This is a genomic window from Streptomyces sp. NPDC000151 (assembly GCF_040301705.1).
GTDB lineage: Bacteria > Actinomycetota > Actinomycetes > Streptomycetales > Streptomycetaceae > Streptomyces.
Map to the genome: position 1 here is coordinate 52,295 of NZ_JBEPFC010000011.1, position 14,609 is coordinate 66,903.

Genomic DNA, 14,609 nt, shown 5'->3' on the forward strand with positions numbered 1-14,609 from the left:
GAATTCCGTGCAAAGGATGCCCGAATGATCACGCCCCTCGCCCCGCCGGCCCGCCTGTGGACCTGGAATTTCGGCGGCTACTTCACCGCCCGCATCGCGTCGATGCTGGGTGACGCGATGCTCCCGGTCGCCATGTCGGTCGCGCTGCTCTCCCTCGGATACGGGGTCAGCGCGGTCGGGTTCGCGCTCGGCGCCTGGATGGGGGCGTTCGCCCTCTTCGTCGTTTTCGGCGGGGTGTTCGCCGACCGGTTCCACCCCAGGCCGCAGATGATCGCCGCGGACGCGGTCCGGTTCCTGCTCATCGGCTCGCTCGCGGCGTACTTCTGGCTCGGGCACCCGCCGCTGTGGTTCATCCTCGCGGTGTCCGTGCTCGGCGGGACCGCGACCGCGATGTTCCAGCCGGGCGTCACCAGCCTGGTGCCCCAGGTCGCCGCCGACCCGCAGCAGGCCAACGGGGTGCTGCGGGTGGCCCAGGGGATGTCCACGATGGCGGGGCCCGCGCTCTCCGGGCTGCTCGTCGCCACCACGTCGGCGGCCGTGGCGTTCGCGGCGACCGCCGCCACCTTCGCGGTCAGCGGGGTCTGCCTGGTGGCGCTGCGGCTGCCCCGGTTCGAGCCGGACCGGTCGGCCTCCACGCTGGCGAATCTGCGTACCGGCTGGGACGAGTTCCGGTCCCGGTCCTGGCTGTGGGCGGTGATCCTGATCTGGTGGATGCTCGGGATGTTCGTCTGGGGCCCCATCACGCCGCTCGGCGCGGCCTCCATCACCGACGCGCACGGCAAGGCCGCGTTCGGCTACGCCGAGGGCGCGTTCGGGGCCGGCTGCGTCCTCGGGGGTGTGCTGGCGATCCGGATCCGCCCGTCCCGGCCGCTCTTCGGCGGCGGGCTCGCGATGTTCCTGTTCCCGCTGATGCCGCTGGCCGCTTCCCTGGTCCCGGCCCAGCCGCTGCTCATGCTCGGGTATGCGATCAGCGGCATCGGCTGGGCGTTCTGGGGCGTCCAGTGGGCCACCACGATGCAGACCCAGATTCCCGAGGACCGGCTCAACCGCGTGTCCGCCTACGAGATCGCGGGCTCGATCCTCGCCGTGCCGATCGGGCAGATGATCGCGGGCCCCGCCAGCACGGCCTTCGGCGTCCACCGGATGCTGATGGTCGCCACGGTGATCGGCTTCTGCTGTGCCGCGGCCCTCATCGCCGTCGCCCCCATCCGCCGGCTCCTGCGCGCGCCGGAGCGACCGCGGCCCGCGCCGGCCACTCCCTCCCTCGACGCGACCAGCACATGATTGGGGCTTGTCCATGCGGTACCGCATGACGGTGATCGGCAGCGGATATCTCGGCATCACCCACGCCGCGTGCATGGCGGAACTGGGCCACGAGGTCCTGGGGCTGGACATCGACGAGGACCGGATCCGCCGGCTCGGCGCCGGTCGGCTCCCCATCCACGAGGAAGGTCTCGACGAGCTGCTCCGCCGCGGGCTGGACTCCGGAAAGCTGCGCTTCACCACTTCCTACCAGGAGGCGGCCGAGTTCGGCGACGTACATTTCCTGTGCCTGGGCACGCCGCAGAAACAGGGCGAGTACGCGGCCGACGTCTCGCAGCTCGATGCGGCGGTCGACGCGTTGGCGCCCCATCTGACGCGGGAGTGCCTGGTCGTCGGGAAGTCCACCGTGCCCGTCGGTTCGGCGGAGCGGCTCGCGGGCCGACTGCGGCGGCTCGCGCCGGCCGGTGACCGGGTCGACCTGGCGTGGAACCCCGAGTTCCTGCGTGAGGGCTTCGCCGTCCAGGACACGCTCGGCCCGGACCGCGTCGTCCTCGGCCTCCGTACCCGGTACGCCGAGAAGGTGCTGCGCGAGATCTACGCGCCTCTCGGCGAAGTCCCCTTCGTCGTCACCGACTTCGCCACCGCCGAGCTCGTCAAGGCCGCCGCCAATTCCTTCCTGGCCACCAAGATCTCCTACATCAACGCGATGGCCGAGGTGTGCGAAGCGGCCGGAGCGGACGTGGTGCAGCTCGCCGAGGCCATGTCCTACGACGATCGCATCGGCGGGCGCTTCCTCCGCCCCGGACTCGGCTTCGGCGGTGGCTGCCTGCCCAAGGACATCCGCGCTTTCCTGGCCCGCGCCGATGAGCTGGGCGCCGGGCAGGCGCTGTCGTTCCTGCGCGAGGTGGACGCGGTCAACCTGCGCCGCCGGGACCGCACGGTGGATCTCGCCCGGGACCTCGCGGGCGGGTCCTTCGCGGGCCGCAGGCTGGCCGTCCTCGGCGCTGCCTTCAAACCCGACTCCGACGACATCCGGGACTCGCCGGCGCTCCACGTCGCGGGGGAGATCCAGCGGCAGGGCGGGCGGGTGTCCGTGTACGACCCGGTCGCGCTGGACAACGCCCGCAAGGCATGCCCCGAGCTGAGCTACGCCACCTCGGCGACGGAAGCGGCGCGTGGGGCACACGTGCTGCTTCTGCTCACGGAGTGGCAGGAGTTCGTGCGCCTGGACCCCGCGGAGCTCGGCGCGGTGGTCACGGTGCGCCATGTCCTCGACGGGCGCAACGCCCTCGACCCGGCTGTCTGGCGGAAGGCCGGATGGCATTACCGGGCCCTGGGCCGCCCTTGACCGGGGCTCGCCCCCCTGGCGCACTGGCGGGGTAGCGGAGCAGCGGGACGGCCGTCACCGTGAGGTCTCAACTCGGACAAGACCGGCCTGCAAACCTGCGTTCGATCTTGCCCAGTTCGTGGGGAGAGGACTATACCTGTCGGCGTCAGCATGGCCGTTCAGCCGAACGCGGACCCGGGCAGGGGGCAGGGGAAAGCGTCCGAGCAGCGATGCGAGCCGTGCGGGCCCTTCCTTGTCACCGGCCCCGGAACAGGCACAGCAGTACAGCAGCACCGTACGACCCCAGCTTCACACCACCGCGGTGCCGGGGAGGGTCCGGTTCACCGCCTGAGTCCAGAAGGCGAGGACTTGAGCATGGGATCCAGCAGACTCAACCGTCGTGACGTGATGAAGAGGGCCGCGGCGGCCGGTCTTCTCACGGTGCCCGCCATCGGCGCCCTCAGCTCCTGCGCCAGCGGCGGCAGCGAGGAGAACAAGGCCGAGAAGGGCAAGAAGAGCAAGGACAACCCGCTCGGCGTGAAGACGGACGCGGGCCTCGCCGTGTACATCTTCAACGGCGGCTACGGGGACAAGTACGCCCAGTACGTCACGGACATGTACGCGGAGAAGTACCCCAAGGCGAAGCCGTCGCAGAAGGCCACGGAGCGCATCGCGACCCAGCTGCAGCCGAAGATCATCCGGGGCAACCCGACCGCTGACGTGATCAATAACTCCGGCGCCGACAAGATGAACCTCGGCAAGCTCGTGAAGAACGGGCAGGTGGCCGACCTCACCGAGCTGCTCGACGCGCCCTCGTGGGACGACCCGAGTGTGAAGGTGCGCGACACGCTCGCAGCGGGCATGGAAGAGATGGGCGCCTTTGGCACCAAGGGCTGCTACCAGCTCAACATCGCCACGACCGTGTACGGCAACTGGTACTCCAAGCGGCTCCTGGAGGACGAGCTGGGCATGGAGTATCCGAAGACCTGGGACGAGATGCTCGCTGTCTGCCGCAAGGCCAAGTCCAAGGGCATCCACGGCTGGAGCTATCCGGGCGGCCACGCCCGGTACATGCTCTTCAGCATGTACGCGATGTTCGCTCAGGTGGGAGGGCGGCAAGTCGTCGAGGCGATGGACTACTTGGAGCCGAACGCCTGGAAGCACGACGCGGTGAAGTCCGTCCTGGAGGCGTTCGAGGAACTGATCGCCAAGAAGTACGTGCTGACCGGCTTCGACGGACAGGACGCCCACACGGAGATGCAGACCGCCTGGACCAAGGGCAGGTGCGTCTTCATCCCCGACGGTTCCTGGGTGGAGAACGAGGCCAAGGACACCACTCCGAAGGGCTTCAGGATGGCGGTGGGCGCGACCCCCTCGCTGGACAAGAGCGACAAGATGCCGTTCGGCACGCTCTACGCCCCGCCCGGCGAGCCCTTCGTCGTTCCGGCCAAGGCCGTCAACGTGCGGGGCGGCATGGAGTGGCTGCGGATGATGTACAGCAAGAAGGCCGCCCAGAACTTCTTCAAGGAGGTCTCCTCGATCCCGGCCCTGAAGGGTGCGATCGCCGGAATGGATCTGCCGCCCGGCGTCGACAGCGCGCAAAAGGCGCTCACGGCCGCCGGCGACAACGTCGTGATCCCGTTCTTCAAGGAGTGGTACGAGGAGCTCTTCGCGAACGACTTCGACAGCGCCATGGCCAAGTTCATGGTGGGTGACCTGTCGGTGCGGGGCGTGATGGACGCCATGCAGAAGGCGTCCGACCGCGTGGCCAAGGACCCCGACATCACCAAGGTCAAGAAGGGCTGACGGGGCGACAGTACGGAGCACGGGGACAACAGCGGTGAATCGGGGCGGCGTGAGCGCACAGACACGGGCGGACAACAAGTCCTCGCCCGGCAGGACGGGTTACGGCGGAGCACAGCAGACCTCGGCGCCGGGGCGGCTGCTCTTTCTCGCGGCGGTTCTCCTCCCGCCCCGGTTCACGCCGGAGAGAGTGCGCAACGACCGCAGATACCGCACGCTCGACAAGTACCGCTTCATCGCCGGCTTCCTGGTCGTGCCGCTGGCCTTCTACGCGGTCTTCGTCATCTCGCCCTTCATTCAGGCGATCTACTACTCGTTCACCGACTGGTCCGGCGGGCCGGTGGCGAACTTCATCGGCCTCGGCAACTTCGTGAAGATGTGGCACGACGAGCGGTTCTGGGATTCCGCGACGACCAGCCTCACGCTGCTCGTCATCGCCCCGCTCATCACGCTCGTCCTGGGCATGTTCTTCGCCTACATGCTCACGGCGGGCGGCCGGCACCGCAGGGGCCAGGCCGTGGCGGGCGTGGCCGGTTCCTCGCTCTACAAGGTCGTCTACTTCTTCCCGCAGGTCCTCTCCGTCGCCATCATCGCCGTTGTGTGGGGACGGGTCTTCAGCACCAACAGCGGCCTGCTCAACGGTGCCCTGGAATCCGCCGGTGTGGCCGGCCCCGCCTGGCTGGGCGGGAACCACACCCTCGCCCTCATCGCGGTGCTCACCGTGCTCTCCTGGAGCTTCGTCGGCTTCTACGTGGTGCTGTTCTCGGCGGCGATGGGCGCGATCCCCAAGGACATCTACGAAGCCGCGCTCCTGGACGGCGCGGCCCGGGGCCGCACCTTCTTCAGCGTCACGCTCCCGCTGACCTGGGACACCGTGCGGACCGGCTGGATCTATATGGGCATCCAGGCGCTCGACTCGTTCGCGATCGTCCTCGTCATGGTGCCGGGGAACGCCCTGAAGGTGACCCCGGTCTTCCTCTACGAACGGTTCCGCGACGGCCAGTACGGCTACGCCACCTCCATCGGTGTCGTGCTCCTCGTCCTCAGCGTGATCTTCTCGTTGATCATCATGAGGATCGGGAACCGCGACCGGATCGAATACTGACGAGCGCGGGAGCCACATCGCCATGACCACCACACCCGAGAAAACGGCCCCCGCCCGGGGTGCCCGCCGCCGAGGCCGCGGCGCCGAGAGCGCCACCCTCAACGTCTTCTCGCACGCCTTCCTGCTCCTGTGGGTGGTGATGGCGGCGGGCCCGCTCGTCTGGGTCGCGGTGACGTCGTTCCGTACCTCGGGCGACATCCTCAGCGACCCGATGGGCTGGCCGTCCTCGCTGCACTGGGAGAACTTCAGGCACGCGTGGAACGAGGCCAACATCGGCCGCTACACCCTCAACTCCCTGGTCATCCTGGCCGGATCGCTGACCGGCACGATGCTGCTCGGCTCGATGGCCGCCTACGTCATCGCCCGCTTCACCTTCCCGGGCAACCGCGTCGTCTTCATGCTGTTCGCGGGCGGCATGATGTTCCCGGTCATCCTCGCGCTGGTGCCGCTCTTCGCCGTCATGGAGAACTTCGGCCTCCTCGACACCCGCCCCGGCCTGATGATCGCGTACATCGCGTACTCGCTGCCGTTCACCACCTTCTTCCTCACCTCCTTCTTCCGTACGCTGCCGACCGGCGTGCAGGAGGCGGCGATGGTCGACGGCGCCTCGCACACCCGCACCTTCTTCCAGATCATGCTGCCGATGGCCAAGCCGGGCCTGGTCAGCATCGGCATCTTCAACTTCCTCGGCCAGTGGAATCAGTACCTGCTGCCGCTGCTGCTCAACAACGAAGAGGAAAAGAGCTATGTGCTGCCGCAGGGGCTCGCCTCGCTGGCGGTCTCACAGGGCTACCGCGGCGACTGGGGCGCGCTCTTCGCGGGCCTGACGGTGGCCATGCTCCCGGTGCTCGTCGTGTACGTGGTCTTCCAGCGCCAGGTGCAGGCGGGCCTGACCGCCGGCGCCCTCAAGTAAGGCGCGCTTACCGATGTCGAAGGGTTGTCCATGAACAAGCGAATCATCGCCACCGGTGCGGTAGTGAGCGCCATGGCACTGGGACTTTCCGCCTGTGGTGGCGGCAGTGACAGCGGCGACAGCAAGACCATCAAGGTCGTCGCCGCCGATTACGGGGACAAGGCGTCCAACGCCTCCAAGGTGTACTGGGCCGACGTCAAGAAGGAATTCGAAAAGGCCAACAAGGGCTACAAGGTCGATGTCCAGGTGATCAACTGGAATGAGATCGACAAGTCCGTGAAGAACATGATCCAGGCGGGCAACGAGCCGGATCTGCTGCAGACCGGCGGCTACGCCGACAAGGTCGCCGACGATCTCCTTTACAAGGCGGACGAGGTGCTCTCGCCCAAGACGCGCGAGAACCTCATTCCCACCTTCGCCAAGGCCGGCGAGGTCGACGGCACGCAGTACGGCATTCCGTGGGTCTCCTCCAGCCGCGTGATGTTCTACAACAAGGACGTGCTGAAGAAGGCAGGGGTGAAGACACCGCCCAAGAACTGGGACGAGCTCGCCGCCGCCGCCAAGAAAATCAAGTCCGCCAAGGCCGCGGAAATCCCCTACGCCCTGCCGCTCGGTCCCGAGGAGACCCAGGGCGAGACGATGATGTGGGAGCTCGGCAACGGCGGCGGCTACACGGACGCGAGCGGCAAGTACACCCTGGACAGCGCCAAGAACACCGAGACCTTCGACTGGCTCAGGACCAACCTGGTCAAGCCCGGTCTCACCTATGCCAACCCCGCCTCCACCGACCGCAAGACGGCCTTCGCCGACTTCGCGGCCGGCAAGGTCGGCATGCTCAACGGCCACCCGAGCCTGATCCAGATGGCCAAGGAGGGCAAGGTCGACTACGGAGTCGTGCCCATTCCGGGCAAGGACGGGCCGCTGAAGAGCACCCTCGGCGTGGCCGACTGGATGATGGCGTTCAAGGACGGCGGCGCCGAGAAGGCGGGCGTGAAGAAGTTCCTGGACTTCACGTACTCCAAGAAGATGCTGCAGTTCGACGAGATGTACAACCTCATGCCGGTCACCCAGGACGCGCTCAAGACGATGCAGTCCAACGGCAAGCACAAGGACCTGGAGCCCTTCTTCAAGGTGCTGCCGAACGCCAAGTTCTACCCGCTGGGCGACACCTCCTGGGACGTCGTCTCGGCCGAGATCAAGAAGACCGGCGGCAAGGCCGTCGCCGGCGACGCGAAGCAGGTCCTCGGCGACCTGCAGAAGAAGGCGGAGTCGGCGGCCGCCGACGCCAAGTAACGGCTCGCACGCACCCGTTCGCAAGGAGCACTTGTGTCAGTGAAGGCCCCGCCGTCCCCGGCCGACGCCGGCCGGGGACGGTCCGGGCGCGTACGCAGGCCGGTGCGGCGCCCTGGCGGTCTCGCCAGGCTCGGACCGCTGCCCTGGATAGCGCCCGTCGTTCTGCTGATCCTCGCCGTGGTCGTCTGGCCGGTCGTCGAGCTGATCCGCACCTCGTTCCTCAACATCTCCATCGCCGGGAAGGTGCGCGGCGGCGCGGGGACCGACAAGTTCGCGAAGCTCTTCGAGGAGAGCGACTTCGGGGCCGTGCTGTTCTGGACGGCGGTGTGGACCGTCGTCGTCGTGGCCGTCACGATGCTGCTCTCGCTGGCCCTCGCCCAGCTGTTCAACCAGAGGTTCCCCGGGCGCCGCATCACACGCTGGGCGCTCATCGCGCCCTGGGCGGCATCCGTGCTGATGACCGCGATCGGCTTCAAGTGGATGCTCAACCAGACGGCCGGCGTGCTCAACACCCTGATGCTGGACCTCGGCCTCATCGAGAGCTCCAGGGACTGGCTGGGCCGGTCGGGCACGGCCTGGCCGTGGATGATGGCCGTCGCGGTCTTTGTCTCGCTGCCCTTCACCACGTACACGCTCCTCGCCGGACTGCAGACCGTCCCGCGGGACGTCTACGAGGCGTCGCGGATCGACGGGGCCGGCCCCTGGCAGACCTACCGGCGCATCACGCTGCCGCTGCTGCGGCCCGCCTTCCTCGTCGGCGTGGTCATCAACCTCATCAACGTCTTCAACTCCTTCCCCATCATCTGGGCCATGACGCAGGGCGGCCCGGGCTATGACACCTCCACGACCATGGTGTTCATGTACAAGCTGAAGGAGACCGACATCGGCGAGTCCGCGGCCATGTCGGTGGTCAACTTCGGGATGGTCGTGGTGCTCGTGCTGATCTTCCTGAAGGTCAGCCGGTGGAACGAGGAGGACTGATGGCCACCGCGACGGCGGGCCGCCCCACGGCCCGCGCGCCGAAGCGCACCTTCCGGCCGCGCACCCTTGTCATCACGGTCTGCGCCTGGGCGCTCGCCGCGCTCTTCCTCGCGCCGTACCTGGAGATGGTCGTCACCGCGCTGCGCCCCAAGAGCGAGCTGCGGGACCGCACCTACCTGCCGCAGCACTTCGAGTGGGCGAACTTCATCGACGTGTGGAAGGAGTCAGCGCTCGGCCAGAACCTGCAGGTGAGCATGGTCGTCGCGGGCGGCGCCACGCTGCTCGTGCTGCTGGTCTCGCTGCCCGCCGCCTACTACACGGCGCGGATGCGCTACCGGGGCCGCAAGCTCTTCCTGCTGCTCGTCCTGGTCACTCAGATGTTCCAGCCCACGGCGCTGCTCGTCGGCCTCTACCGGGAGTTCCACCAGCTGGACATGCTCAACTCGGTCTGGACGCTGATCCTCACCAACGCGGCGTTCAACCTGGCCTTCGCGGTGTGGATCCTGACGGCGTACATCGGCTCGATCCCGCCGGAGCTGGAGGAGGCCGCCATGGTGGACGGCACCAGCCGGTTCGGCGCGATGACGAAGGTGACGCTGCCGCTCGCGCTGCCCGGTGTCGTCACCACCGTGATCTTCACCTTCATCTCGGCGTGGAACGAGTTCGTGATGGGGCTCACCCTCACCACCGAGCCGGAGAAGCAGCCGCTGACGGTGGGCATCAACAACTTCATCGGCGCTTACACCGTGGAGTGGAACTACCTCTTCGCCGCTTCCGTGGTGGCGATCGTGCCGGTCATCGTGCTGTTCGCCTTCATCGAGCGGCACGTGGTCTCGGGACTGACGGCGGGTTCGGTGAAGTAACCCGTTCCGCCCAGGGCCTCCCCGCCTTCCGCCGCCGGGCGACGGGAGGCCCTGGGGCGTGTCCACGCGGCGGGTCGGCCGTCGTGCGTGGATATGCGCCCTGCGGTGGTCGAGGACTTGACGGGAGTGGACCCGGGCGGCTCAGCTTAGATTCACATGTTGGAGACAAGCCGGGTCCCATTGCTGTGGCCCGGCCGGCGGGCGGTCGTCGTGCCGCCCGCGGCAGGCGGGAGTGGATGAGTCGATGGAGACTCCGGGGTCGCAGTCCTCGCTGCACCGGGCCAACCTTGAGCGGGTCGTGCGCGCCGTGAGGATGGCGGGATCGCTCACCCAGGCGGAGATCGCCCGGACCACCGGGCTCTCGGCGGCCACGGTCTCCAACATCGTGCGGGAGCTGAAGGACGGCGGGACCGTCGAGGTCACGCCCACCTCCGCGGGCGGCCGTCGGGCCCGCTCCGTCTCGCTCTCCGGCGACGCGGGCGTCGTGGTCGGCGTCGACTTCGGCCACAGCCACCTGCGGGTCGCGGTCGGCAACCTCGCGCACCAGGTGCTCGCCGAGGAGTCCGAGCCGATCGATGTGGACGCCTCGGCCGCCGAGGGCTTCGACCGGGCCGAGCAGCTGGTCAGCCGGCTGGTGGCGGCCACCGGCATCGACCGCTCCAAGGTCGTCGGGGTGGGCCTCGGCGTGCCGGGCCCGATCGACGTGGTCTCCGGGACGCTCGGCTCGACCGCGATCCTGCCGGGCTGGTCCGGCACCAACCCCGGCGAGGAGCTCTCGGAGCGGCTCGGCGTGCCGGTGCACGTCGACAACGACGCGAACCTCGGCGCGCTCGGCGAGCTGGTGTGGGGCGCCGGGCGGGGCGCCGCCGACCTCGCGTACATCAAGGTGGCCAGCGGCGTCGGCGCCGGGCTGGTGATCAGCGGGCAGATCTACCGCGGCCCGGGCGGCACGGCGGGCGAGATCGGGCACATCACGCTCGACGAGTCGGGGCCGGTGTGCCGCTGCGGCAACCGCGGCTGCCTGGAGACCTTCACCGCGGCGCGGTACGTCCTCCCGCTGCTCCAGCCGGGGCACGGCCCGGACCTGACCATGCCGGGCGTCGTCCAGCTGGCGCGCGACGGCGACCCGGGCTGCCGCCGGGTCATCGCGGACGTCGGCCGGCACATCGGCAGCGGCGTGGCGAACCTGTGCAATCTGCTGAATCCGAGCCGGGTGGTGCTCGGTGGCGACCTGGCGGAGGCCGGGGAGCTGGTGCTCGGGCCGATCCGGGAGTCGGTGTCGCGGTACGCCATCCCCAGTGCGGCGCGTCAGCTCGGCGTCGTACCGGGCACGCTGGGCGGCCGGGCCGAAGTGCTGGGCGCGCTGGCGCTGGTGCTCAGCGAAATGGGGGACTCCACGCTGCTGGACGGCACGCTCGCCGTGGACGCTCCCGCCATTGTCTGAAGCAAGAGAGGCGCCCCACCGGTGCTGGGGCGCACTCTGAGTTCACACAGCTAACGGATGGCACCGTTGTCATCTCGTTAAGGATTTACTCCTTGACGCCCTGCGAGCGGCCGAGTTGACTCCAAGCACCTCGGCCGCAAGGACGCGGCCATGTCAGGGAGGGCCATCCCCATGAACGCATTTGTGCGTCGCGTCGTCATAGCCACCACCGCGGTCTCCATGGCCGCGACCGTGGCCGCCTGCGGCAAGGCCGGCAGCGACGGCGACAGCGGTGGTGACAAGAAGACCATCGGCCTCTTGCTGCCGGAGAACAAGACCACGCGTTACGAGACCTTCGACCGCCCCTTGATGGAGGCGAAGATCAAGGAGCTCTGCGCGGACTGCGTGGTGAAGTACAACAACGCCGCGCAGGAGACCGAGACGCAGAAGAAGCAGTTCGACGCGCTGATCACGCAGGGCGTCAAGGTCATCATCCTGGACGCGGTCGACTTCAAGGCCACCAAGTCCTGGGTGAACCAGGCCGCCAAGAAGGGCGTCAAGGTCGTCGCGTACGACCGCCTCGCCGAGGGCGACATTTCGGCATACGTGTCCTACGACAACGAGAAGATCGGCCGCCTCCAGGGCGAGGGCCTGGTCAAGGCCCTGGGCAGCGACGCCAAGAACGCCAACGTGGTGATGATCAACGGCTCGCCGACCGACCCGAACGCCCCCTTCTTCAAGAAGGGCGCGCACACGGTCCTCGACAAGCAGGTCAAGAAGATCGTCTACGAGCAGGACATCCCGGACTGGTCGCCGGACGAGGCCAACAAGAAGATGAACTCGGCGATCGACTCCCTCGGCAAGGACGGCTTCCAGGCCGTCTACTCCGCCAACGACGGCATGGCCGGCGGCATCCTCACCGCGCTGAAGCAGCGCAGCGTCGACGTCCCGGTCGGCGGCCAGGACGCCGAGCTGGCCGGTCTGCAGCGGATCCTGAAGGGCGAGCAGTCCTTCACGATCTACAAGCAGATCAAGCCGCAGGCCGAGACCACCGCCGAGGTCGCGGTCAAGCTCCTCAAGGGCGAGAAGATCGGCTCCGTCACCCCGGACAAGGTCGACAGCCTCAGCGGCGAGGTCAAGGGCATCCCGGCGAAGCTGTACGACGCGCAGATCGTGACCAAGGACGACATCAAGGACACGATCATCAAGGACAAGGTGTACAAGGCGAGCCAGCTCTGCACCGCGGACTACAAGAAGGCGTGCCAGGAAGCCGGCATCAAGTAGCCCTCCCCCGGACGGCCCGCGCCCTGGGTGGCGCGGGCCGCCGGGCAGCCTCGTACGCACCATTCCCGCCCGACAGGCGGCGAAGGAGATGATTCACGTGTCCGCTGCGCCCGTGCTGGCGTTGCGCTCGGTCTCCAAGCGGTTCGGCGCCGTCCAGGCGCTCTCGGACGTCACGCTGGAGATCGAACCCGGTGAGGTGGTCGCCCTGGTCGGCGACAACGGCGCCGGCAAGTCGACCCTCGTCAAGACCATCGCCGGGGTCCACCCCATCGACGAAGGCACCATCGAGTGGGAGGGGCGACCGGTCCGCATCAACCGGCCGCACGACGCCCAGGAGCTCGGCGTCGCCACCGTCTACCAGGACCTCGCCCTCTGCGACAACCTCGATGTCGTCGCCAACCTCTTCCTCGGCAGCGAGCTGCGCCGCGCCTCCGTGCTGGACGAGATCGCCATGGAGAAGCGCGCCAAGGAGCTGCTGGACACCCTGTCCATCCGCATCCCCAGCGTCCGCATCCCCGTCGCGGCGCTCTCCGGCGGCCAGCGCCAGGTCGTCGCCATCGCCCGCGCGCTGATCGGCGACCCCAAGGTCGTCATCCTCGACGAGCCGACCGCGGCGCTCGGCGTCGAGCAGACCGCGCAGGTCCTCGACCTCGTCGAGCGGCTCCGCGAGCGCGGCCACGGCGTGATCCTGATCAGCCACAACATGGCCGACGTGCAGGCCGTCGCGGACCGCGTCGCGGTGCTGCGCCTCGGCCGCAACAACGGCGTCTTCCCGGTGGCGGACACCTCCCACGAGGAGATCATCGCCGCCATCACCGGCGCCTCGGACAACGCCGTCACGCGCCGCAAGGCCCGTACGGACCAGGTGAAGAAGGAGCAGGGCGCGTCATGAGCAGCGACCTCACCAAGAGCGCGGCGGGCGGCACGCCGGACCAGGGCGCCGCCGCGGCGGAGCAGGGCGCCGTCCCGGCCGCCGCCGTCGACCCCCGCCTGCTCGTCCGCGAGCAGGGCTTCAAGGGGTACTGGACCGACTTCACCCGGCGGATGCGCGGCGGCGAGCTGGGCTCGCTCCCGGTCGTCCTCGGCCTGATCGTCATCGCGGTCGTCTTCCAGCTGCAGACCAGCAGCTTCCTGTCCGCGGGCTCGCTCGCGAACATCGGCGTCTACACCTCCGGCCTCGGCATCATGGCCGTCGGCATCGTCTTCGTGCTGCTGCTGGGCGAGATCGACCTCTCGGTCGGCTCGGTGGCGGGCGTGGGCGCCGCGGTCTGGGCCGTGCTCAGCGTGACGAACGGCCTGAACGACTGGCTGTCCGTCCTGCTCGCCATCGTCTGCGGCCTGCTGATCGGCGCGCTGCACGGCTTCTTCTTCGCCAAGATCGGCGTGCCCGCCTTCGTGGTCACGCTGGCCGGCTTCCTCGGCTGGAGCGGCCTGCAGATCTGGATGATGGGCAAGGAAGGCTCCATCAACACGCCGGACGACAGCGTGGTCGCCTACCTCACGGGCTACTACTTCGAGGACAAGGCGGCGGCGTACGGCCTGGCGCTGGTCGCCGTGCTGGCGTACGCGGGCTCGCTGCTGCTGGACACCAGGCGCCGCAAGGCCGCCGGGCTGCCCTCGCGGCCGCTGAGCGAGGTGGGCCTGCGCACCGCCGTGGTCGCGGTGATCGCCTTCGTCGTCGCGTACGTGCTCAACGAGCCGGCCGGCGCGCGCGGCCTGCCGCTCGCCCTCGTCGTCTTCCTGGCCGTCCTGGTCGTCGCCGACTTCGTGGTCCGCCGCACGACCTACGGCCGGCAGATCTTCGCGGTCGGCGGCAACGCGGAGGCGGCCCGCCGGGCCGGCATCAACGTCGACAAGATCCGCATCACGGTCTTCGCGATCTCCGGGATGCTCGCGGCCTTCGGCGGGCTCTTCATCGCCAGCCTCTCCGGCGGCGCCACGAAGAACCTCGGCGCGGGCAACACGCTGATGAACGTGATCGCCGCCGCGGTCATCGGCGGCACCAGCCTCTTCGGCGGCCGCGGCAAGATCTGGTCGGCGCTGCTGGGCATGCTGGTGATCCAGTCCATTCAGCAGGGCCTGAACCTGCTGGGCATGGCCAGCGAGATCCAGTACATGATCACCGGCGCGGTGCTGCTGGCCGCCGTCGTGATCGACTCGGTCTCCCGGCGGACCCAGAAGACGGCCGGACGGACCTGACACGCCCGGTCAGCCCGATGGCCCCTGCCCGGTTCCCTACGGGTGGGGGCCATATGCGTGACATTCCTCGCACGGCCCGCGCGCAGTGGCAGCGCGCGGAACATTAGACTCGTCTGATCGGCAAGCTCGATCAGCTCGGACCGTCCCGAAGCGGT

Annotated in this window: 12 protein-coding genes; all 12 read left to right on the plus strand. The window is 68.6% G+C overall.

What is annotated here, in order from left to right; all coding sequences use genetic code 11:
* Positions 1 to 24 precede the first annotated feature (24 nt).
* Positions 25 to 1,284, plus strand: coding sequence for an MFS transporter (locus tag ABT381_RS05965; RefSeq protein WP_351588325.1), 1,260 nt, complete (start codon positions 25 to 27; stop codon positions 1,282 to 1,284).
* A gap of 13 nt (positions 1,285 to 1,297) precedes the next feature.
* A complete protein-coding gene (locus ABT381_RS05970; RefSeq protein ID WP_351588415.1) occupies positions 1,298 to 2,611 on the plus strand; it encodes a UDP-glucose dehydrogenase family protein in 1,314 nt (437 codons plus the stop codon).
* A 354-nt stretch (positions 2,612 to 2,965) separates the two neighbouring features.
* Positions 2,966 to 4,396 (plus strand): N-acetylglucosamine/diacetylchitobiose ABC transporter substrate-binding protein, encoded by a 1,431-nt coding sequence (gene ngcE / locus ABT381_RS05975; RefSeq protein ID WP_351588327.1) that lies wholly within the window; start codon positions 2,966 to 2,968, stop codon positions 4,394 to 4,396.
* Positions 4,397 to 4,583: 187 nt separating this feature from the next.
* A complete protein-coding gene (locus ABT381_RS05980) occupies positions 4,584 to 5,498 on the plus strand; it encodes a carbohydrate ABC transporter permease (protein WP_351588418.1) in 915 nt (304 codons plus the stop codon).
* A gap of 22 nt (positions 5,499 to 5,520) precedes the next feature.
* Positions 5,521 to 6,411: a carbohydrate ABC transporter permease gene (locus ABT381_RS05985; RefSeq protein WP_351588330.1), complete on the plus strand. Its 891-nt coding sequence runs from the start codon at positions 5,521 to 5,523 to the stop codon at positions 6,409 to 6,411.
* Between the two features lie 30 nt (positions 6,412 to 6,441).
* Positions 6,442 to 7,704, plus strand: coding sequence for an extracellular solute-binding protein (locus ABT381_RS05990; RefSeq protein WP_351588332.1), 1,263 nt, complete (start codon positions 6,442 to 6,444; stop codon positions 7,702 to 7,704).
* A gap of 33 nt (positions 7,705 to 7,737) precedes the next feature.
* Positions 7,738 to 8,685, plus strand: a complete 948-nt coding sequence (locus ABT381_RS05995) for a carbohydrate ABC transporter permease (RefSeq protein ID WP_351588335.1) — start codon at positions 7,738 to 7,740, stop codon at positions 8,683 to 8,685.
* Positions 8,685 to 9,548: a carbohydrate ABC transporter permease gene (locus ABT381_RS06000; RefSeq protein WP_351588338.1), complete on the plus strand. Its 864-nt coding sequence runs from the start codon at positions 8,685 to 8,687 to the stop codon at positions 9,546 to 9,548. The genes ABT381_RS05995 and ABT381_RS06000 overlap by 1 nt, the downstream gene beginning before the upstream one ends.
* 244 nt (positions 9,549 to 9,792) lie before the next feature.
* Entirely contained in the window at positions 9,793 to 10,992 is a 1,200-nt protein-coding gene (locus ABT381_RS06005; protein ID WP_351588341.1) for an ROK family transcriptional regulator, read from the plus strand.
* A gap of 171 nt (positions 10,993 to 11,163) precedes the next feature.
* Entirely contained in the window at positions 11,164 to 12,255 is a 1,092-nt protein-coding gene (locus tag ABT381_RS06010; RefSeq protein ID WP_351588344.1) for a sugar ABC transporter substrate-binding protein, read from the plus strand.
* Positions 12,256 to 12,343: 88 nt separating this feature from the next.
* Positions 12,344 to 13,147 (plus strand): ATP-binding cassette domain-containing protein, encoded by an 804-nt coding sequence (locus ABT381_RS06015; protein WP_351588347.1) that lies wholly within the window; start codon positions 12,344 to 12,346, stop codon positions 13,145 to 13,147.
* The gene (locus ABT381_RS06020; RefSeq protein WP_351588350.1) at positions 13,144 to 14,454 is read left to right on the plus strand and encodes a sugar ABC transporter permease; all 1,311 of its coding nucleotides are present in this window, start codon (positions 13,144 to 13,146) and stop codon (positions 14,452 to 14,454) included. The genes ABT381_RS06015 and ABT381_RS06020 overlap by 4 nt, the downstream gene beginning before the upstream one ends.
* Positions 14,455 to 14,609 lie beyond the last annotated feature (155 nt).

Excerpts from the sequence above, each read along its gene's own strand:
- ABT381_RS05985 (WP_351588330.1), top strand. The coding sequence starts at position 5,521 with ATGACCACCACACCCGAGAAAACGGCCCCCGCCCGGGGTGCCCGCCGC.
- ABT381_RS06020 (WP_351588350.1), top strand. The coding sequence starts at position 13,144 with ATGAGCAGCGACCTCACCAAGAGCGCGGCGGGCGGCACGCCGGACCAG.
- ABT381_RS05990 (WP_351588332.1), top strand. The coding sequence starts at position 6,442 with ATGAACAAGCGAATCATCGCCACCGGTGCGGTAGTGAGCGCCATGGCA.
- ABT381_RS05970 (WP_351588415.1), top strand. The coding sequence starts at position 1,298 with ATGCGGTACCGCATGACGGTGATCGGCAGCGGATATCTCGGCATCACC.
- ABT381_RS06005 (WP_351588341.1), top strand. The coding sequence starts at position 9,793 with ATGGAGACTCCGGGGTCGCAGTCCTCGCTGCACCGGGCCAACCTTGAG.
- ABT381_RS06000 (WP_351588338.1), top strand. The coding sequence starts at position 8,685 with ATGGCCACCGCGACGGCGGGCCGCCCCACGGCCCGCGCGCCGAAGCGC.
- ABT381_RS06015 (WP_351588347.1), top strand. The coding sequence starts at position 12,344 with ATGATTCACGTGTCCGCTGCGCCCGTGCTGGCGTTGCGCTCGGTCTCC.
- ABT381_RS05965 (WP_351588325.1), top strand. The coding sequence starts at position 25 with ATGATCACGCCCCTCGCCCCGCCGGCCCGCCTGTGGACCTGGAATTTC.
- ngcE (WP_351588327.1), top strand. The coding sequence starts at position 2,966 with ATGGGATCCAGCAGACTCAACCGTCGTGACGTGATGAAGAGGGCCGCG.
- ABT381_RS06010 (WP_351588344.1), top strand. The coding sequence starts at position 11,164 with ATGAACGCATTTGTGCGTCGCGTCGTCATAGCCACCACCGCGGTCTCC.